17 protein-coding genes, 1 tRNA gene, 2 pseudogenes and 1 riboswitch are annotated in these 18,730 nt (G+C 37.9%); of the genes and pseudogenes, 5 read left to right on the forward strand and 15 right to left on the reverse strand.

From position 1 onward, the window contains the following. Window positions 1–123 precede the first annotated feature (123 nt). Window positions 124–1,080 (reverse strand): aromatic acid exporter family protein, encoded by a 957-nt coding sequence (locus AC1F25_RS05220; RefSeq protein WP_087062705.1) that lies wholly within the window; start codon window positions 1,078–1,080, stop codon window positions 124–126. A gap of 104 nt (window positions 1,081–1,184) precedes the next feature. Between AC1F25_RS05220 and AC1F25_RS05225 the strand changes: the two genes are divergently transcribed. After that, window positions 1,185–1,787, forward strand: a complete 603-nt coding sequence (locus AC1F25_RS05225; protein ID WP_479994310.1) for an FUSC family protein — start codon at window positions 1,185–1,187, stop codon at window positions 1,785–1,787. 85 nt (window positions 1,788–1,872) lie between these two features. Here AC1F25_RS05225 and AC1F25_RS05230 read toward each other — a convergent pair whose 3' ends face one another. Beyond that, complete coding sequence (locus AC1F25_RS05230; RefSeq protein WP_002309508.1) at window positions 1,873–3,372, reverse strand: flotillin family protein; 1,500 nt, start codon at window positions 3,370–3,372, stop codon at window positions 1,873–1,875. Between the two features lie 15 nt (window positions 3,373–3,387). After that, window positions 3,388–3,912: an NfeD family protein gene (locus AC1F25_RS05235; RefSeq protein WP_002292922.1), complete on the reverse strand. Its 525-nt coding sequence runs from the start codon at window positions 3,910–3,912 to the stop codon at window positions 3,388–3,390. A gap of 175 nt (window positions 3,913–4,087) precedes the next feature. Between AC1F25_RS05235 and AC1F25_RS05240 the strand changes: the two genes are divergently transcribed. Beyond that, window positions 4,088–5,731, forward strand: coding sequence for an ATP-binding protein (locus AC1F25_RS05240; RefSeq protein WP_002309510.1), 1,644 nt, complete (start codon window positions 4,088–4,090; stop codon window positions 5,729–5,731). Then, the gene (locus AC1F25_RS05245; protein ID WP_002345062.1) at window positions 5,706–6,422 is read left to right on the forward strand and encodes a response regulator; all 717 of its coding nucleotides are present in this window, start codon (window positions 5,706–5,708) and stop codon (window positions 6,420–6,422) included. The genes AC1F25_RS05240 and AC1F25_RS05245 overlap by 26 nt, the downstream gene beginning before the upstream one ends. Before the next feature lie 229 nt (window positions 6,423–6,651). Here AC1F25_RS05245 and AC1F25_RS05250 read toward each other — a convergent pair. From AC1F25_RS05250 to AC1F25_RS05275, 6 genes and pseudogenes are all read right to left on the reverse strand, one after another. After that, window positions 6,652–7,670: pseudogene (locus AC1F25_RS05250) on the reverse strand (2-hydroxyacid dehydrogenase). A 21-nt stretch (window positions 7,671–7,691) separates the two neighbouring features. Then, complete coding sequence (locus tag AC1F25_RS05255; protein ID WP_479994311.1) at window positions 7,692–8,747, reverse strand: AEC family transporter; 1,056 nt, start codon at window positions 8,745–8,747, stop codon at window positions 7,692–7,694. 219 nt (window positions 8,748–8,966) lie between these two features. Then, on the reverse strand, window positions 8,967–10,115 hold the full coding sequence (gene nagA, locus AC1F25_RS05260) for an N-acetylglucosamine-6-phosphate deacetylase (RefSeq protein WP_002292705.1): 1,149 nt from the start codon (window positions 10,113–10,115) through the stop codon (window positions 8,967–8,969). Between the two features lie 75 nt (window positions 10,116–10,190). Next, window positions 10,191–11,027, reverse strand: coding sequence for a helix-turn-helix domain-containing protein (locus AC1F25_RS05265; protein ID WP_002292704.1), 837 nt, complete (start codon window positions 11,025–11,027; stop codon window positions 10,191–10,193). A gap of 186 nt (window positions 11,028–11,213) precedes the next feature. Then, window positions 11,214–12,431: a pyridoxal phosphate-dependent aminotransferase gene (locus AC1F25_RS05270; protein WP_002309514.1), complete on the reverse strand. Its 1,218-nt coding sequence runs from the start codon at window positions 12,429–12,431 to the stop codon at window positions 11,214–11,216. A 149-nt stretch (window positions 12,432–12,580) separates the two neighbouring features. Next, window positions 12,581–12,742, reverse strand: a complete 162-nt coding sequence (locus tag AC1F25_RS05275) for a hypothetical protein (RefSeq protein WP_002335007.1) — start codon at window positions 12,740–12,742, stop codon at window positions 12,581–12,583. 136 nt (window positions 12,743–12,878) lie between these two features. Between AC1F25_RS05275 and AC1F25_RS05280 the strand changes: the two genes are divergently transcribed. Continuing rightward, window positions 12,879–12,962 (forward strand) — tRNA-Leu (locus AC1F25_RS05280). 73 nt (window positions 12,963–13,035) lie between these two features. Here AC1F25_RS05280 and AC1F25_RS05285 read toward each other — a convergent pair. Together AC1F25_RS05285 and AC1F25_RS05290 are read right to left on the reverse strand one after the other, a co-directional pair. Continuing rightward, the gene (locus AC1F25_RS05285) at window positions 13,036–13,308 is read right to left on the reverse strand and encodes a hypothetical protein (protein WP_002313858.1); all 273 of its coding nucleotides are present in this window, start codon (window positions 13,306–13,308) and stop codon (window positions 13,036–13,038) included. Window positions 13,309–13,524: 216 nt separating this feature from the next. Then, window positions 13,525–14,217, reverse strand: a pseudogene (locus AC1F25_RS05290) (DNA-directed RNA polymerase subunit omega). A 393-nt stretch (window positions 14,218–14,610) separates the two neighbouring features. Here AC1F25_RS05290 and apf point away from each other — a divergent pair. Beyond that, the gene (gene apf / locus AC1F25_RS05295; RefSeq protein ID WP_002310878.1) at window positions 14,611–15,237 is read left to right on the forward strand and encodes an aggregation-promoting factor; all 627 of its coding nucleotides are present in this window, start codon (window positions 14,611–14,613) and stop codon (window positions 15,235–15,237) included. Window positions 15,238–15,320: 83 nt separating this feature from the next. On the opposite strand, the gene AC1F25_RS05300 is transcribed toward apf, so the two are convergent. The 4 genes from AC1F25_RS05300 to AC1F25_RS05315 are packed head-to-tail and all read right to left on the reverse strand — an operon-like array spanning window position 15,321 to window position 18,532. Continuing rightward, window positions 15,321–16,043, reverse strand: a complete 723-nt coding sequence (locus AC1F25_RS05300) for a TatD family hydrolase (protein WP_002319981.1) — start codon at window positions 16,041–16,043, stop codon at window positions 15,321–15,323. Window position 16,044: 1 nt separating this feature from the next. After that, entirely contained in the window at window positions 16,045–16,770 is a 726-nt protein-coding gene (locus AC1F25_RS05305; protein WP_479994312.1) for an ABC transporter ATP-binding protein, read from the reverse strand. An 11-nt stretch (window positions 16,771–16,781) separates the two neighbouring features. Further along, window positions 16,782–17,774 carry an ABC transporter substrate-binding protein gene (locus AC1F25_RS05310; protein WP_479994313.1) on the reverse strand — a complete coding sequence of 331 codons (993 nt, stop codon included), beginning with the start codon at window positions 17,772–17,774 and terminating at the stop codon, window positions 16,782–16,784. A gap of 14 nt (window positions 17,775–17,788) precedes the next feature. Continuing rightward, on the reverse strand, window positions 17,789–18,532 hold the full coding sequence (locus AC1F25_RS05315) for an ABC transporter permease (RefSeq protein ID WP_479994314.1): 744 nt from the start codon (window positions 18,530–18,532) through the stop codon (window positions 17,789–17,791). Window positions 18,533–18,605: 73 nt separating this feature from the next. Continuing rightward, window positions 18,606–18,710: riboswitch (TPP riboswitch) on the reverse strand. Between the last annotated feature and the right edge of the window lie 20 nt (window positions 18,711–18,730).

Below are 18,730 nucleotides of genomic sequence, written 5' to 3' on the forward strand. Positions count from 1 at the left end.
AACAGCTTCTCATGTTTGTTGAATATTGTGACTTGTGACCGAGGAGTTGGCAGGAGAACACCGTTTAAGGAAGAGGTTGTGAAATCAGCGCTTTGACCTAAGTATTAGCTGAATTCAAAACCTCTATTTTTTGATTTTTTGTTGGGAGAATTCTGCCTTGATTTCAATAAAACTTTTAAAAGACTGCAAAAACTGGAACAATTCTGCTCGGTCCTCGAATTCAGGGCGGCTAGTCGGCAGAGGCATTTGCCGATACAATACATAAACTTCTTCAATACGTGCTAAGATTTGTCTGCCATCATTTGACTCTGAAAATGTTTCTGCCGTATAAATCAATAAACCGTAGATATGTTTTCCATAATAAGCGGGTTGTTGGATCCGCTCTAGATTTTCCAACATGTCTTTAATCACATTGACCTGTGCTCGTCTCATAGAGAAATAAGTTTCATAGTATAGCGGCTGTCTGAGCCAGTAGTTTTCTTGATGTTCTCTGGCATCTTCTTGGCTTTCGCGAATGAATGTCAGCAAATGTTCGCATTTGATCTGCACATCTCCTTTATTTTCCGATAAAAGAAATTCTGCCATTTGTCTCAAGATATTCCGAAATTCTTTTTCGATCTGTATTTGGTTTTCCTTCAGCTGTTTCGTACGATCTGGCATATAGACATTCGCAAGCAAAGCAAATACTAATCCAATCGCCATTAAACCCGCTTCATTGCCGATCAGCTGCCAAGACATGTTTTCCTCCACTAAATAATGAGTGACCAAAACCGAATTTACGACGATTCCTTCAGTTAATTTGAAGCGAGAGGCAAGCGGGATGAACAGGAATAAAAAAAGACTGAAGCCAAAAATAGTATACCCAACAGCAAAAAAACTGAACAGCGCTGTTGCTGTAGCTAGTATAAAGGCTGCGATTCGATTCATCCCTGTACGCAATGTAGAGCGTTTTGTATTTCCCACACTCAATAATGCAATGATTCCTGCTGCTGGCCAATACAACAGCGATAAGCTACCCGCTGTGACCATCGAAAAGAAGACACTGATCACTGTTTTGACTGTTCGCATTCCTATACGCATTTACTTCCCCCTTTTTTTATTTTAATTATACTTGAATAATGAAAAACTAGCTATCAGACAAAAGTTTAGGTATGATAGTAAAAAGACCAAAAAGGAGAATCTCTATGCAATTTGGCCGTTTTCGACTAGGTATGCGTACGATCAAAAGTGCCTTAGCTGTTTTTTTATGTATCTTGTTTTTTCATTTGACTCAACGAGGAATCCCAATGATTGCTGCATTATCTGCTGTTTTTTCTTTGCGTCAGGACTTGACTACAACCGTTTCTTTTGGAAAATCTAGGATCATTGGCAACACATTAGGTGGTACACTAGCTATCATTTATTTTTTTGTCAAAAGCTATTTTCACAATGATTTTTTGGTAGAATTGATCCTGCTTCCTATTCTAGTAATTATTGTAATTGTCGTGTCAGATGGCATCAACAATAATTCTGCCATCATTTCCGCAATCGCTACGTTATTGCTGATTGCATTGAGTATCCCTCAAGGTGAATCTGCTTTGTACGCGATCCAACGAGTACTAGATACTTTTATAGGAACATTCATTGCGATTGGTATCAATTTCTTTCTTCGTCCGCCTGAAACAGAAAAGAAGGAAGAACTATCAGAAGATTTGGTCGAACTCCAAAAGAAAGAACGATTGCTGCGAACAAGTTTACAAGAGATAGAAGCTAAGATCCAAAAACAAAAGAAAAATAGCGAGGACTAATTTTCTTTTGAAATAACATAAAAAATGGAGAGAAGAACTTGAAAAGTCTTCCTCCATTTTTTATTGATCGGTGAAGTGTACTACTTTATTCTTCCTTCATCGCGTGTTGTTCTGCCTCTTTTGGCGCTTCATACATATTTACTTGGCTAGTAGTCCCACGTGTCGACAAATTCTCTACGATTTCCTTCAAGTCAAGTCCTGTTGTCGCTTTTAATGTTTCTTGAGTAGTAGAAAGCAAGTTTGTGGCATAATTTGTCACTCGGTTCGCTCCACTGGTTTCTCCTGAGCTGTTTCCTGTATCGACAACAGAGATTTTTTCGATATTTCCTAGCGGCTGTGCTGCTTCGCGCATCAATTGCGGTAGCATATCGATAACCATACTCAAGACAGCTGCTTCGCCATATTCCTTGAAGGCATTGGCAATTTTTTGTTTTGCTTCGGCTTCTGCTTTTCCTTTTGCTAATGCTGCTTCTGCTTCTGCCTGTCCAGCTAACCTTGTCTTATTGGCTTCTGCTTCTGCTAGTGCTTCCACACGGAAACGTTCGGCTTCGGCTTCGGTCACTTCTTTGACTTTTTGAGCTTGTGCTTCTTGTTCTTTAGCGTAACGATCGGCATCTGCTTTTTTCTTCACTTCCGAATCATATTGCTTTTCTCGACGTGTAATTTCTTTTTCTTCCAATTCGATTTGTTTTTGACGTTCTATGATTTTGATCTGCATTTCTTGCTCGATTACTTGTTGTTGTGCTCTGGCACTTTCCAAGTTGTAGGCTTGGTCTGCTTTCGCTTTAGCAACATCTTGTTCTTGTTTGTAGGTTGCTAGTTTCAATTCTTTTTCTTTCAATGATTCTGCAATTTCTGTTTGTCGTTGTAATTCAGCTGCTTGTGATTCTTTTTCTGCTTGAGCTTTTTTGATACGCGTTTCTTTTAAAGCTTCTGCTTCTGCTATATCTGCATCTCTTTTGACTTGGGCGATTCTTGGTTTCCCTAAAGAGTCGAGATAACCATTTTTGTCTCTGACCTCTTTGATAGTGAAAGAAACAATGATCAATCCCATTTTTGCAAGGTCTACAGAAGCAACTTCTTGTACGCTTTGACTGAACTTATCACGATTTTGGTAGATTTCTTCTACAGTCATAGAACCTAGAATCGAGCGTAAGTGACCTTCCAATACTTCTCTTGCTTCATTCTCCAATTCTTCTCTAGTCTTACCTAAAAACTGTTCTGCTGCTGTAGCAATCTCTTCTACAGAAGAACCAATTTTGATGATCGAAGTACCGTCACACATCACCGGTACACCTTGTTCTGTATACACTTCTGGAGTAGAAACGTCCAATTTGCTGGATAATAGACTGATTCGATTCGAACGTTGGAAAACCGGCAAGACGAACGCTCCGCCTCCTCGCACGATTTTGATTTTGTTGTTACTTTCATCTTTGTGTACATTTTTGCTTCCTAAATAACTTCCACTGATGATCAACGCTTCATCTGGTTTTGCTGTTTGGTACTTCGCTACAAAGACGATCAGTAGCATCAGCAAAATCAACGCTGCGATTGCGATCGCGATAAAAACAATTGGTATTCCCATTTAACATACGCTCCTTTAAGCTTTTATCATGCTTTCATAAGGCATGACATAACAGATTCTTTCCTTGATCTCAATGATCAATACTTTCGTTCCCCGCTCCGCTATCTGTTCTTGGGGGCTGTAGAAACAAGCAGGACGACTGATGGAACCGGTAACACTTTTTAATTGGATTTCTCCCATGCCCCGTACAGGGATTGGTGTGATCACAACAGCTACTTGCCCTTCCAAAGTCTTTTCAGAAGACGACATCGTTGATTCGGCATGTTTCATCGGCATCAATAGATAGAAATTAAGCAAAAATACCAAAACTGTCGATATGGCTCCACTGGCAATAAATAAAAATAAAGAGGATTGATCCGTTAGACGCTCACCAAGAAAACCAAACAAACTTGTAAAAGTTAGCCAGGGTATAATAAGCATTGGATCAAGTGGGCCATCAAAATCGAAGACATCTCCAAAAATAATCAAAAGAACTGCCAACCCCGCACAAATCAGCAATGTATACCAATAAATCGTCTCAAGTGCGATTCCCCCTATCATATACACGCCTCCTTCCATTTCTACGTCTATCATACCAATGTTTGAAAATTCTGTATAGCTTCTTTCACCAATTCAAAGGTATTTATTCATAGAAAGCATCTATTTATCAATGCCAATTTGTTAATTTTTGTTTTTCATGTTAAAATTTTCACAATAAATTCTTTCGAGGTAGCCTATGTTTCCTTTCCTTAAGAAAAAACCATTAAAGCTCCAAAATACGATCATTCTTGTCGTTTGTTTCTCCACATTCGTTTCTTTGATTGTTTCTGCCATATTGATTAGGAATTTTATTCTTTCGATGAACCGATCGAGTGTGTCAGATAGAATCTCTAGTATCGCTAAAATCGTTGCCAGCGATAAACTCATCCAAAAAAAGCTTCAGACTGGTGATCCGACACATGTGATTCAAGGAATCACAAATGAAATCATGGTAGCATCGAATTTAGATTTTATTGTTGTCATGGACCCTGAAGGCATTCGATATTCTCATGCAGACCCAAGTTACATCGGTCTTCCTTTCTCAAGTCATGAAGATGTGAAAAAAGTGATTGGAGGACAAGAATTTTTCTCTGAAAAAGAAGGAATGTTAGGGTTCGGCTTCCGTTATTTCGTCCCTATTTATTATGATCAAGAGATTATTGGTGCAGTTTGTGTTGGCTTGACGAACAACACGATCGACAATCAGGTCAAAGATGGACAAAAAATGATTGTTTTTTCATTGATCATCGGGCTTATCGTAGGCATCATAGGCGCCGTTTTTCTTGCCCAAAAAATGAAAAAAGTACTGCTTGGACTTGAACCGCAAGAAATAGCGGAACAGTTAAGCGAAAAAACGATTATCGAAAATGAAGTAGATGAAGGAATACTGGCCATCTCTTCTGATAAAACTATCCTCTTGATCAATACACCTGCAAAAAATATTTTCTATCAAACAAAACGGCTGTCGGATTTCGAAGTAGGAAAAAAAATCAGCGATAATCTATATGACGTATTGTTTAAAGAGACAATCGATCATCAAACGACTGTTCGGACTCAATCCATGTATTTAAATGGGATAGAAACTATTTCTAGCGTTACACCTCTTTTTAGCAATGACCGTTTTTTAGGAGCAGTCGCAACTTTACGAAATCGATCAGAAGTAATGAAATTAATGGAGGAGCTCGGAGGGACGAAACAATATATAAACTCTATGAGAGCCCAAACTCATGAATTTATGAATAAACTTCACGTCATTTCTGGCTTGATTGACTTGAAGAAGTATGAAGAAGTCACCCATTTTATCCAACAGCTAAATCAAAATTATAAAAAAGAGATCGGTCAAGTCTCAAATCTGATCAAAGTCCCTGCGATTGCCGGTTTTTTATTAGGCAAAATAAATGAAGCCAAAGAACAATCTGTTGAAATGTTGTTAGAAAGCGATTCTTTTATCCCTAAAATGGAGATGGACGACTCCATCCATTCACTTTTGCAAGTGTTAGGGAACTTACTTGATAATGCTAAAGAAGCCGTACTTCAAATGCCTGAAAGAAACGGACAGGTTCGGCTCCATTTAAACTATGACACAGAAGCGGAAGTATTCATCGTGACCGTCTGCGATGACGGTGTCGGAATATCAGAAGAAATCTCAGAAAAAATATTTACGCTAGGTTTTTCGACGAAAGGAATCAATCGTGGATATGGGTTGAATATCATCCATTCAATTGTCAAACGTCACGGTGGGATCTTAGAATTTTCCAAACAAGCAAATGGCGGTACAATCGTCTATCTAGAATTACCAAAAAAGGAAGATCAAAATGATGACAAATGTCTTAATAATTGAAGATGATCCAATGGTTGCAGAATTGAATCGTACGTTTGTGGAAAGTATACCTAATATGAACGTAATCGAAAGTTTCAGAAATGTAGAAGAAGGAAAAAAATATTTCAGACAAAAAAACGCAGATCTGCTGTTGCTTGATGTATATATGCCTGGCGAAAGTGGTATCCATTTTTTATCTTGGCTGAGACAGCAAGGAAATGATATCCCAGTGATCTTGATAACCGCTGCAGATGATATCGAAACCATAAAAAATGTGATTCGATATGGTGCCTTAGATTATTTGATCAAACCCTTCACTTTGCAACGTTTCCAGTTGGCGATTGAAAAATACCTTGCTTTCTCTCAGACGATCCAAACGACTGAAAAAGCAGATCAGAAATTGATCGATCAAGTATTCAACCATACTACTCCCATTCACGAAGCACCTTCATTCATTGATTTGCCTAAAGGTCTGTCAAAACTGACTTTAAAAAAAATCTGTGCATCTATCCTAAAAGCAGAGACTATTTTTTCAACAAAAGAACTGGCTCAAAAAAGTGCACTTTCACGTATCTCCGTCAAGAAATATTTAAATTTTTTGGTGGAACAAGATATACTGAATGAAAGAATCAGATATTTGGAGATTGGCCGACCACTAACCTGTTATGAATTGACAAAGAAGGGGCGGAAAAAACTCACGGATTATTGTTGAGTCATCGAGTTATCTAATACTAAATAAAGGCTGTGACAAAAGTCTTGTCACAGCCTTTTTTCCGAATAAACGGTGTTCAAAAGCTTGCATCTACGGCACTAATCCCAATCAGATGAAAAATATAGAGTGCTATTTTTATCTGATTGTTCTTACTGCTTGATGCAGAGCAGCTTTTTCACAACCTCTATTTTTAAACATATTAGTATTAGTGATGAGTGCCCATGTTTCCTTACTTTAATTGACGCGCTTTAGGAAGAGATACCTCATTTTTCGTTTTTCCAGTTTCTATTATTTCGTGGAAGTTCTCGAAGCTTGTCGAAATCATATTTGACAATGCCTCATCTGTATTTGAACCTACATGAGGGGTTATAAGAACTCTAGGGTATAATTCTACTAGTTGCTGGATAGCAGGATCTGGAATCGTCTCCCATGGCTTGAAGGATCGGAAAAAGACATCTGTTTCATTTGCAAAAACATCGGTTGCAAAACCAGCTAAATGATTGCTTTTCAAAGCTCTTAAAATAGCTTCATTATCTTGAAGCTCTCCACGAGCTGTATTGATCAAGATACTGCCTCTTTTCATTTGAGCCAAAAATCCTTCATTGATCATTTGATCGTTTTACCTGGGATGTGAGGTACATGGATACTGACGATATCGCTTTTTGCTAACAATTCTTCGAGTGAGTGAAACGTCAATACTTTTTTAGCAGCTTCTGTCTGATGGATATCATAACCGATTACTTTGGCTCCTAGCCCCTTAAACAAAACCGCTTCCGTCAATCCTATTCTGCCTGTTCCTATGATACCTACTGTGCAATTTCTGATTTCACGGCTAAACATTTGTTCATCTACTCGAAAATCTTTGAAAGATGTTCGGATCGTCGTATACGCTGTATTTCTCAAAAGCATCATGGCAAAAGTCAAAGATAATTCTGCTATAGCATTTGGCGAATATGATGGTACACGGGCTACTGTCATACCAAAATCAGCTGCCGCTTGTAGATTGATATGATTGACTCCCACAGTTCGGGTAAAAACATAGCGAATCCCATATTTCTGCATTTTTGCAAGATTGATCTCATCTGCTATACAATTTCCTCTCAGCAGTACAGCGTCATGGGCCTTAGCTGATTCAATATTGTCATGCGTCAGTAGTTCTTCATAAAGACTCAGTTCATAATGGTAAACATTCAATTGCTCAAAAAAATCGATCTCATTCGGACGAACACCATAACATGCGATTCTCATACTTTCCTCCTCCATTTCCTATTAAAACAAACCTATGCCGTGAATCATTTGCAATACAACGATCCATACAGGTGTCAGTACTACAGCAAAAATAGTTGACCGTAAGGATGCATTAGAGGCTAAAAGTGCCTCCCTATCAAAACTGATAGCATAGGCTGCTGCCACAGTTGCGGCTGGTGTAGCCATCATAATAACAATCGTTGCCAGTGCTTCAAAATTGACCGGTAGAATATTTGTTGCCGTCAAAACTGCTAAAATCACGATATTCAACGCAGGTACAAATACCACTTTGACTAAACTGTAATACCATGATGTTTTTTCAGAAGCAGCTTTTTTGAAACTTACTTCACCTAATGTTGCGCCGATTGCTAGCCATGCCAATGGCGAACTTAAACCAGCTAAATAATCCATTGGCTGAAATAGCCAAGGTGCTGTCTGGTCAATTCGCAAAAACGCTACTTGGCTTATCTCTCCTTCTGCACCTGTGATTGACACTTGTGGAAGATATCCTTGGAAAAGCCAAATGAAAAGGCCGGCAAAAGTAGCGATGATGATTGGATTAACGAACATCGCTTTGATATTTTTGGCTTCCATCTTCAAGCCACTCATTTTTATGTATCCATAAGAATACAAAAAGATCCGATAACCAATGTTGAAAATTGAGGAATACATCACGCCGACCGGTCCATAAATCGCACTGACGATTGGTGTCCCGAAAAAGGTCGTAGAACCAAAGATTGTCAGGACACGCAACGTTGATTGCTTATCCCCTTTATAACTTAAGAAAAAAGGTCTTGAAACTAGAATAAGAATAATATAAATAACTAACCCCCAAATCAACACATTAATTCCTTGCATCAAGAGTTCTGTATTGATATCTTGCATGAAAGCTCGAAATGCAAGTGCTGGTAGAGCCACTGTTAAGACAACTTTCGATAGGATTTTTCCAACAGATCCAGAAAAAATTTCCTTTTTTCTACAAATAAACCCTAATAATATAATAAAAACTGTTGAAGTAATTGCACTAACAATCGACATATCCGTCAAAGTCGATCGGAAAATATCAAATAAGTTCATCTTTCCCCTCCTATTTTTGTTCATTTTTTCACAATAAAAAATGCTTTTATTTAGCTAATACGTATTAACATTTTTTATTTTATCTTTATATTGTTAACTATTGAACAATAAGGAATTAAAGAAACTTTTGAAACTTATGTAAAGTGATATTCATTAGAACACAAAAAAACCTTAAAACCAAACTTGAGAAGTTTCGTTTTAAGGTTATCTTGGATTATATTATGCGTGGAAGCGTTCCACACCATCTAGATAAGTTGCTTCCAATGTCATATCAGGGTTCAATACGATAAAGTCTGCGTCGCGTCCTTGAGCGATTTTTCCACATGTGTCATCGATTTTACAGCTGATTGCTGGAATCAGACTAGCCATCATGACTGCTTGCTCTGGTGTTGCAAGTCCCCAATCCACGACATTCTTAATTGCTTCTTTCAATTTCAAGATACTTCCAGCTAAGTTGCCAGATTCCAAACGTGCCGTTCCTTCTTTTACTACTACCGGAAATTCACCTAAATTGTAATTTCCATCAGGCATCCCACCGGCCATCATACAGTCTGTAATTAAAGCAACATGCTCATGTCCTGCTTTTTCCATTAGAATTCCTGCCGCATTTGGATGTACATGATGTCCGTCACAAATCAATTCAGAAAAGACATGTTCTAAAGATAATAACGCACCTACCATACCTGGTTCGCGATGATTCAATCCGCGCATCCCATTGAAAGCATGGACAAACACGCTGGCACCTGCTTCAACAGCTTTTTGCGCTTCTTCTAGCGTAGCGTTACTGTGCCCTAGAGAAACAACTACTCCTTCTTCAGTCACTTGTTTGACAAACTCTTCTACACCTTGACGTTCCGGTGCTAAAGCAATTTTTTTGATCAAACCGCCTGAAGCTTCTTGCCATTCATGGAAAGTATCCAAATCAGGATCACCGAAATAACTTGGGTTTTGTGCCCCTTTGTGTTCTTCTGTGAAGAAAGGACCTTCAAAATAGATTCCTTTGATTTTAGCTCCTGGTGCTTCCTGATACATTTTGCCGATTGTCTCAGCTACATCTTTTAAACGTTCTTTGCTTGACGTCAATGTTGTTGGTAAAAATGAAGTCACTCCACAAGATAATAGACCTTCAGACATCACTTTGATACCTTCTGCATCGTTGTCCATTACATCATGATTCATATAGCCGTGAATATGTGTATCTACCAAACCAGGAGCAATCCATTTGCCGCTTTGGTCAATGATATTGACTTCTCCCTCAGGTAGTTCTTTGGTGTATTCACCAAAAAGCCCATCGGTAATTTCAAGATAGCCTGCATTTTTGACGCCTGACGCTAAAAAGAATTTGTCAGCATAGATAAAAGTTCTCATTCTATTCTCTCCCTTTGTTTTTCTACCTCTAAAGTACTCTTATTTAGAGAAGAAGTCAAGAATGGTCTACACCATTTATAGATTTTTTGAAATTTGTTTCACAGCTTGTGCCAATCCTTCATAAAATGCTGCTCTTTCTGGTTCTTCTTTACGCTTATATATCAAGCTCTTAAGCACAAATAAATCATTGAGATAATAGTAACTATTTTTCTCTTGAGCCCAATAGATCCCTTGGTTCACCTGCTCTAGTGCTTCGTCAATTTCATTTTGATGGAATAAGAAATTTCCATAATTATAAAAAATTTGCGAAAATTCACTTTTTGATCGTTCATCAGCTGATTGATGCAGCAGTTGGATGCTTCGACTCAAATAGTAGCGGGCTTCAGCAGTTTTTCCTGCCACACCATATATTTTTCCGATACAACTAATCAGTTGTATTTCTGTGTCAGAAACATGGATTCTTTCTTTTTGGCTAGAGTAGCTTAATGCTTCTTTTAAATAATAAAGAGACTGAGAAATATTTTGACGCAACGTGAATTCACAAACACCGAGATAATAATAATATCGTTGAAAGTCAGTTGCTTGATACAGATTCTCAGAAATATCAGAAGATTTTAGTACTTGTTCTAACTTGCGATAATCACGTTTTTGGAAACAACTATCCAACAGTTCAAATAATTTATCGTTTGTCCGAGTAGTTTTTCGAGAGAGATTCATCACATGATCAATCGTTACTCCTAGCCGTTGACAAATCTGCATCATCACCAATACATTTGGCAGTTCCTCATTATTTTCGATCCGGCTTAGTACACTTTGTGAACAAATATCTTGCGAAAGCATCTTTTGCGTCATTTTTTGTTCTTTTCGAATCTCTTTAATGATCGTGCCAAAGGACTCGATTAACGTTTCCATAAGTATCCTCCCCAAAATATGCGTATTCGCATTCTATCCGTATTTTACTTTAGGAAGTCGCAAACTTCAAGAAAAGACTTGCAACTAAATAATATGACTTTAGTTATTTAAGAGATCTCCATTAGAAAGAGAGCCTCAGTATATTTGTCTGTGGCTCTCTTTCTGGAAAATTTGCTTTTTTTAAAGTCACTTTTGTCGATATGTCGCTAAAAATTCTCTCATTTTCTTAGCGGTTTGTTTCAAATCATCCATTTTAGGAAGATAGACGATCCGAAAATGATCTGGTTGGTTCCAATTGAATCCGCCACCGTGCACGAGCAGAATATGATGTTCATGTAAAAAGTCCAAGACGAATTTTTCATCATCCAAAATATTGAATCGTTTTGTATCGATTTTAGGGAATATATAAAAAGCAGCTTTTGGTTTTACAGCTGAAAGACCAGGAATATCATTGATTGCATTATAGATATATTCTCTTTGCTCATAGATCCTTCCGCCTGGCAGGAGCAGCTCATCAACACTTTGATAACCGCCCAGCGCCGTTTGGATGATTTGCTGAGACAAGACGTTAGAACACAAACGCATGGAAGACAACATATTCAGCCCTTCTATATAGCCTTTGACGTGTGATTTATCTCCGCTTAGGACCATCCAGCCGACTCGAAAGCCTGCCACACGATGAGACTTAGATAGACCATTCAGCGTAACAACGAACAAATCAGGCGCTAATGTAGCAATCGGAATATGTTCTAGGCCATCCATCACTAAGCGGTCATAGATTTCATCAGAATAAATAATCAGGTTGTTTTGCCGGGCTACTTCAACTATTTCTTCTAATAATTCTTTTGAATAAAGTGCCCCAGTAGGATTATTAGGATTGATGATGACGATCGCTTTTGTCCGACTCGTTATTTTTGATTTGATATCATCAATATCAGGATACCATTCTGCCTCTTCATCGCAAATATAATGAACAGGTGTACCTCCAGCTAAAGCAATCGAGGCAGTCCACAACGGATAGTCTGGCATTGGAACCAGTACTTCATCTCCATTATCTAGCAACCCTTGCATACACATCGTGATCAGTTCGCTGACTCCGTTTCCGGTATAGATATCATTGATCGTCACATTCGGAAAATGTTTCAGTTGGCAATATTGCTCAATTGCTTTTCTAGCAGAAAAAATTCCCTTGGAGTCTGAGTAGCCTTCCGAATCACGAGCATTCATGATCAAATCACGAATGACTTCGTTTGGTGCCTCGAATCCAAAAGGTGCGGGATTTCCTGTATTCAATTTTAAAATACTGATGCCCTCTTCTTGCATACGCTCTGCTTCTTCTAGAACAGGACCGCGAACGTCGTAACTAACACCTTCTAATTTGTTGGATTTTTCAAATTCTCTCATCACTTAGCCAATCCCTCATTTCAAAAAGTTAGAACTTTCCAAATTTTTTGTTATTTACTATTTCAATATCATACTCCATCCTAGAAAAATTTGCCACTTATTTAGGAAAAACATAAGTATCGAAAAAAACGCAGAGAAGCGCTGAGAACTTACTGGTCATGATAGTCATTCCATAGATTTGCTGCCCAATCCATTGCAATCCCACAAATAATTCCCAGCATCAACCCAAATAGAAAACGGCCAAATGCAAGGCCAATCAATATGCCTAGGATCATCCCCAGTCCTGAAAATTCTCCGTCATATTTCTCCATCTTCATAAGACCTCCCACTTTTTGAGCTTGACAACTATGTAAAACCCCGCTATCATTATTGTGTTATTATTTATGCAGACGTGATGGAACGGCAGACATGCCACTTTCTATTAGTAGGTCTGTAGTTTTATATCAGGCAGATGTGTTGGAATTGGCAGACAAGCATGATTGAGGGTCATGTGAGCGTTAGCTCGTGTGGGTTCGAGTCCCATCATCTGCATTTTTCTTTCAAAACAAGCGGCTAGGACATTTTTGTCTCAGCCGCTTTTCTTTTTCTCGTTCATTCTTTCATCTTATTGGACCTTTTTTCTTGGGTATAGACTTTTCTCATATTCTACCACAATTTTTGGTTTTCCTAACACATGATAAGATCTCACAACGAATTGCTTTCTATTATTGTAATATCCTGTAACAACTAGTTTCATCCCTTCGTCTACTTCAGCTAGGAAGTTCAAACTATGGGAAGCAATCAAACAATTGACCTCATTTAAGCTAAAACGAATCAGTGGTCTGGCGCTGACCTGCAACGTACGGATTTTATCTACTGTTCCATATTTTTTCTCCATTGCCTTCACCTCATCACCATTATACGAACATACATTCCTTTTTGTAAAGAGGAAACACTTTTTATCTTGTAATTTTTTGTCCAGCTATTTTTCTTAAAGAACATATAACTTTTAACTTTTCTTACAACGATGAAGGACCACTTATTAACAAAAAAGCGGCAACAGCATAAATTGCTGTCGCCGCATTGCTGATCAAGGGTTACTTATCATAAAAGATTATTTACTCAAATGTTCTTCAACGATTTGTTGAGATTTATCAGCTGTATCTTCCACTTCGCCTTTTGCTTTTTCTAACTTTTGAATATATTGTTTCAAACTTGTGTTTTCAGCAGTTGCTTCGTCTAATTTTTTTTGCGTATCTGCTAACTGAGTTTCTAAATTTTCTTTTTCTTGTGTCAGTGTTGCGATTTTTTGGTTCAAACCATTCACAGTATTTTGTAATTCTGAAAGTTTTGCTTGTGCTTCTTGTAGTCTTGCAGTCCAATTTGCATTCAATCAATTGATTTCATCATTTTTTTGGTTGATTTCGTCTAGTTTCGCATTGATTTCATTTTGTTTGCTTTGTAGTTGTGCATCCTTGCTGACTAAATGGCTTTCTAAGTTTTGTTTTTCTGCTGCCAATTGATTTTTTTGGTTTTCTAATTCATTTACTTTTGCTTGGTATTCTTGGACATCTGCCTTTGAATCTTGCAATGTCTGTTCTTTTTGTGCTAGTTGTGCGGTAAGATCTGTAATCGTTTGCTCTTTATCTGTCAACGTATGGTCAAGCTGTGTCAGATTCTCATTGATTGTATCGATATCTGTCTCTCCACCCCACAAAATAATTTCATTTGCGTAACGCGTGCCTGTAAAGCCAATTAGACATAAAAATGCAACCACAATCCCACCAACAATAATTTTCTTTTTCATTATGTAGCTCCTTCATTTAATCTTTTTACACACTAAAAGTAAGTGATTTCACATGCAATGTCAAGCACTTTTAAATTACGATTGTAATTTTAATAGAAACGCTATTAAATTCTCATTTAATCTTCCTTTTTTTGTATCTGAAAAAACTTTTCATAGAGAAAAATATACCTTAACACTTTCTTAAATATAGATGTATGGTAAAAATAAATGAAAAAAACTAGTTTTTCTTAAACGTAATCCTTTTCATTTCATAAATTACTGTGTTTATTACAAAAAACGAGGATTTGTCATAAATTGTCATGCTTCTTTTACCTATGAAATATTTTCACGTGTTAAAGTATTCCTCGTTGAACACAACAAATAAAACTTTTTAACGAATAAAGGAGATTTTTCATGACATCACTTAAAACTTTACTTTTTGGAACAACTTTGGCTGCCGGCGCTGCATTCTTCATGGGAACGACTGCTCATGCGGACGAAGCTTATACCGTTCAATCAGGTGATACTCTATCAACGATTTCTCAAAAATACGTTGGTGACAACTCCTTGATCAATGCCATTGCAGAATCAAATTCAATTTCTGACATTAACCTGATCTACTCAGGACAACAATTAACGATTCCAACAGAAGGCTCTACACAAGCAGCTGCTGAACCTCAAGCAGCCGTTCAAGAAGCACCAGTCCAAGCTGAACCTGTTCAAGCTGAACAACCTGTTGTACAAGAAACGGTTCAAACGGAAACACAAGCAGCCCCTGTTGCTGAAACACAATCTGCTACAACAGAAACAACGGCAACAAGCACGAATGCTGCAAAAGAATGGATCGCACAAAAAGAATCAAGCGGTTCTTACACAGCAACGAACGGACGTTACATCGGACGTTACCAATTAGATTCTTCTTACTTGAATGGTGATTACTCTGCTGCGAACCAAGAAAAAGTGGCAGAACAATATGTTGCTTCACGTTATGGTTCTTGGGAAGCTGCGAAAGCATTCTGGGAAGCAAACGGTTGGTACTAAGATTCATTTATTAATCGAACGGTTTACTTTTATACAAAGAAAGCCAAAAGAGGTGCGACACTAGTTGTGTCACCCCTCTTTTTTTATTTACCTAATCTAATGAAACGTTCCAAGTTTTGATAAGTATTTTTCTTAACTTCTTCAACTGATAGCTCTTTGATTTCAGCGATTGTCTTTAACTGTTCTTCAAGCAGTGAGACATAATCTTTTTCTGAAAAATTATCCCCTAACGCCCACTCTGCTGCATGTAGTCCATCCGTTTCAATAAGTAAGTGGTCGATTGGGACTGTTTTAGCTAGTTGCCAGACTGCTGGGTTCTTTTTCAAATCAAGACCAATGCTGAAATAACAGCCTAAATCAATATAGTCTTGTTGATAGTCCAAAGAAGAATACCAATGAATCAAATAGTGATTAGGGTAAGCTTGGATATAGCTTAAGATCTCTTTTTCGCATCCTTTTGTATGCAGTACAACAGGTTTCTTATTTATGGCTGCAAAAGCAAGCTGTTGCTCAAACACCCTTTTTTGTGTAGACAGTGGCACATTCGTCCAGATATTGTCTAACCCTATTTCACCGATGATCCTTGCTTTCTTCAAAAAAAGCTCAACATGTGCAAACGTATAGCTATCCGCTTTCCAAGGGTGGATACCGTAACTTAAGACTTGATTCTTGCTTGTTGCAAGCCGTCTGTTTTTCTCCCATTCTTCTGGCGAATCACAATTAATGATCGTCAAAATCGTGTGTTCCTGCTGAAGGAGTGCTAAACTCTGACTCCCATCTAAATGACAATGAGCATCACTTAACATCTCATTCACCTGCCAATAACTGATAAATCGTTTGCTTCAACTCTGATTGCTGCAGTAGCCATTCACGTGACCGTCGTTTTTCAGGCACTTGAATCTCAGCAATCACATGTGCCGGACGGGCGGAAAGCACAAGGATCCTGTCTGATAAATAAATTGCTTCTTCAATATCATGTGTCACGAGCAAAGTAGTTCGCTTTGCTTTTTTAGGCAGTTTCAGCATCCAGTCTTGCATCTGCCCTCTGGTCATAGCATCTAACGCTCCAAATGGTTCATCAAGAAGCAAGTAAGAAGAAGGATTCATGATTGTTCGTAACAAGGCCGTTCGCTGCTTCATCCCGCCAGATAATTGTTCCGGCAAAAAATGTTCATAGCCGTTTAACCCAAAGATATCCAGATAATCCCTTATTTGTTCTTCATTGATTGCTAGATGATTGATTTTTTGATATAACGTAACGTTTTGATAGACGCTCAGCCAAGGAAGTAACATATCTTCTTGCGGCATATAACTAAATGCTGTATGGAGACCAGTTACTTTTTGATCGTCTACTTTGATCGTTCCAGAAGTCATAGGCTGGACTCCTGTTAAAGTTTTCAGCAATGTTGACTTACCGGCTCCGCTTGGCGCGACAATCGATGTAAAAGTATCTTTAGAGATAGTGAAATGGATGTCTTCTAATATTTTCAGGTTTTCAATGACTACATTCAAGTGGCTGATTTGGATTGACACATCTATCACTCCTATTTTATAAACTGATTAGTGAATAGTTCTTTCGAAGGTACATCTTGCTTGATCAATCCGTTTTCCTGCATAAAAGCTGTATAATTGCGCCAAACTTTTTCTTCCATCAATCCCCAATTCTCAGGATCATCCGTATAATTTTTTGACAAGAATGCTTGTGATTCTTCTAAAAACGTCCATTCATTTCCTTTTGCATATTTTTGCAACAGTTTAGCACTGTCGTTTGGATCTTTAATAGCTTCCTGATAGCCTTTTTTCGTGGCATCCATAAAAGACTGTACCAATCCTGGATCATTTTTGATCAGTTGATCATTCGTAATAATTACCGGAGTATAGTAATCTAACCGTTCATCTAATTCTTTCAATGGGATATAGTTTAGTTCAATACCCGCTTCTTTTGCTTTGATCATATCCCAACCTTCAAAGTACCATTGGATATCTGAGGATTTTCCTAAGCTTTCTGGCCCTTCTCCATTGCTTCCTACCATTGTCAGTTTTGAAAAGTCACCGCCGTCTTTTTCCATCACAGCTTTTAAGACAGCTTCTTCACTTGGACTTTGCCAACCTGCATATGTTTTTCCTTCAAAATCTTTTGGTGAATGGATGTTACTGTCTGATAGGGTGGCGAATCCAGAAGTATTATGTTTGATCACTGTAGCAATTGCTTTGACTGGTATATTCTTTCCATCTGCGTGCGCATAAGTGACATCTTCTTGATAACTTATACCAAATTGTGCTTTGTCCGCACCTACTAGACCAATACTTATCGAATTATCTCCTGGTTCGACGATTTGGACATCTAAACCATCCTCTTTATAATAGCCTTTTTCTTTTGCTACGTAGATGCCAGTATGATTAGTATTTGGTACATAATCCAAAACAAGTGTCACTTTTTTCAAATCCTTCGTTTCTTGTTTGCTACTTGTTTCTTTTGCAGTGCCACAAGCGGATAAAAGCAACAGTAGCGGTAATAAAAGCCATAATTTTTTCATTTGATCCCCTTCTCTTAAAAAGTATAAAGCATACGGTAATACCCTTTTTTCAATAATGAACAAGCGCCATTCAGCAATAAACTCAATAAAATGACACAAATGATCGCAGCAAAAACTTTATCAATCTGGTAGCTGTTTTTTACGCGTATCATATAATACCCTAAGCCTGCTTGAGCGCTTAGCCATTCTCCAACGACTGCTCCACTGACACAATAAGTAGCGGCTACTTTTAAACCGGAAAAGAATCCGGATAAACCCGCTGGTATTTTATATATTCGATAAATCTTCCCTGTATCTGCCCCCATCGTTTTCAAAAAGATGATTTGCTCCTTCGATACTTTCCTCAATGTATCCGAAAAAGAAACTACGATCGGAAAATAGCTTATCAAGACAACAAGAATCACTTTTGGAAGCATACCGAAACCAAACCATAGGGTCAATAATGGCCCTAAAACCATGATTGGCAACATTTGAGAAATCACTAGTAATGGATAAAAAGACATTTCTAAGAACTTCCAATAATCCATTGCTAAAGCAGTAATAAAAGAAAGAACGCTAGCTATTGCCAAACCAATCACTGCTTCATTTAATGTTGTGACAGAATGGGAAAGCAATACTTGTGCATCTGCTGTTAACGCAGAAAATACAGCAGCAGGTCCGGGTAAAATAAAAGCGGGTATTTTCCAAACTAAGACAACAATCTGCCAAATAATTAAAATGAATGCCATACTGACTACTGGATAAAGATTTTTCTTCATTTTGACGCCTCCTTTCTTCTAATATGGATAACAAAAAACGCTTGAAATGGGCACGACATAGTAACCCGCTTCAAGCGTCTGCTATGTTTCTCCCTTCACCAGTATTAACTGACAGGTTCAATGGGTCTAAGTTCACAACTTACTCTCATGTCGTCTACGACATCCCCAGAAACAGGTATTCATTTTTTAAAGTGTAGC

This window comes from Enterococcus sp. M-BR2, from assembly GCF_056612775.1.

Excerpts from the sequence above, each read along its gene's own strand:
- AC1F25_RS05220 (WP_087062705.1), bottom strand. The coding sequence starts at position 1,080 with ATGCGTATAGGAATGCGAACAGTCAAAACAGTGATCAGTGTCTTCTTT.
- AC1F25_RS05225 (WP_479994310.1), top strand. The coding sequence starts at position 1,185 with ATGCAATTTGGCCGTTTTCGACTAGGTATGCGTACGATCAAAAGTGCC.
- AC1F25_RS05230 (WP_002309508.1), bottom strand. The coding sequence starts at position 3,372 with ATGGGAATACCAATTGTTTTTATCGCGATCGCAATCGCAGCGTTGATT.
- AC1F25_RS05235 (WP_002292922.1), bottom strand. The coding sequence starts at position 3,912 with ATGATAGGGGGAATCGCACTTGAGACGATTTATTGGTATACATTGCTG.
- AC1F25_RS05240 (WP_002309510.1), top strand. The coding sequence starts at position 4,088 with ATGTTTCCTTTCCTTAAGAAAAAACCATTAAAGCTCCAAAATACGATC.
- AC1F25_RS05245 (WP_002345062.1), top strand. The coding sequence starts at position 5,706 with ATGATGACAAATGTCTTAATAATTGAAGATGATCCAATGGTTGCAGAA.
- AC1F25_RS05255 (WP_479994311.1), bottom strand. The coding sequence starts at position 8,747 with ATGAACTTATTTGATATTTTCCGATCGACTTTGACGGATATGTCGATT.
- nagA (WP_002292705.1), bottom strand. The coding sequence starts at position 10,115 with ATGAGAACTTTTATCTATGCTGACAAATTCTTTTTAGCGTCAGGCGTC.
- AC1F25_RS05265 (WP_002292704.1), bottom strand. The coding sequence starts at position 11,027 with ATGGAAACGTTAATCGAGTCCTTTGGCACGATCATTAAAGAGATTCGA.
- AC1F25_RS05270 (WP_002309514.1), bottom strand. The coding sequence starts at position 12,431 with ATGAGAGAATTTGAAAAATCCAACAAATTAGAAGGTGTTAGTTACGAC.
- AC1F25_RS05275 (WP_002335007.1), bottom strand. The coding sequence starts at position 12,742 with ATGGAGAAATATGACGGAGAATTTTCAGGACTGGGGATGATCCTAGGC.
- AC1F25_RS05285 (WP_002313858.1), bottom strand. The coding sequence starts at position 13,308 with ATGGAGAAAAAATATGGAACAGTAGATAAAATCCGTACGTTGCAGGTC.
- apf (WP_002310878.1), top strand. The coding sequence starts at position 14,611 with ATGACATCACTTAAAACTTTACTTTTTGGAACAACTTTGGCTGCCGGC.
- AC1F25_RS05300 (WP_002319981.1), bottom strand. The coding sequence starts at position 16,043 with ATGTTAAGTGATGCTCATTGTCATTTAGATGGGAGTCAGAGTTTAGCA.
- AC1F25_RS05310 (WP_479994313.1), bottom strand. The coding sequence starts at position 17,774 with ATGAAAAAATTATGGCTTTTATTACCGCTACTGTTGCTTTTATCCGCT.
- AC1F25_RS05315 (WP_479994314.1), bottom strand. The coding sequence starts at position 18,532 with ATGAAGAAAAATCTTTATCCAGTAGTCAGTATGGCATTCATTTTAATT.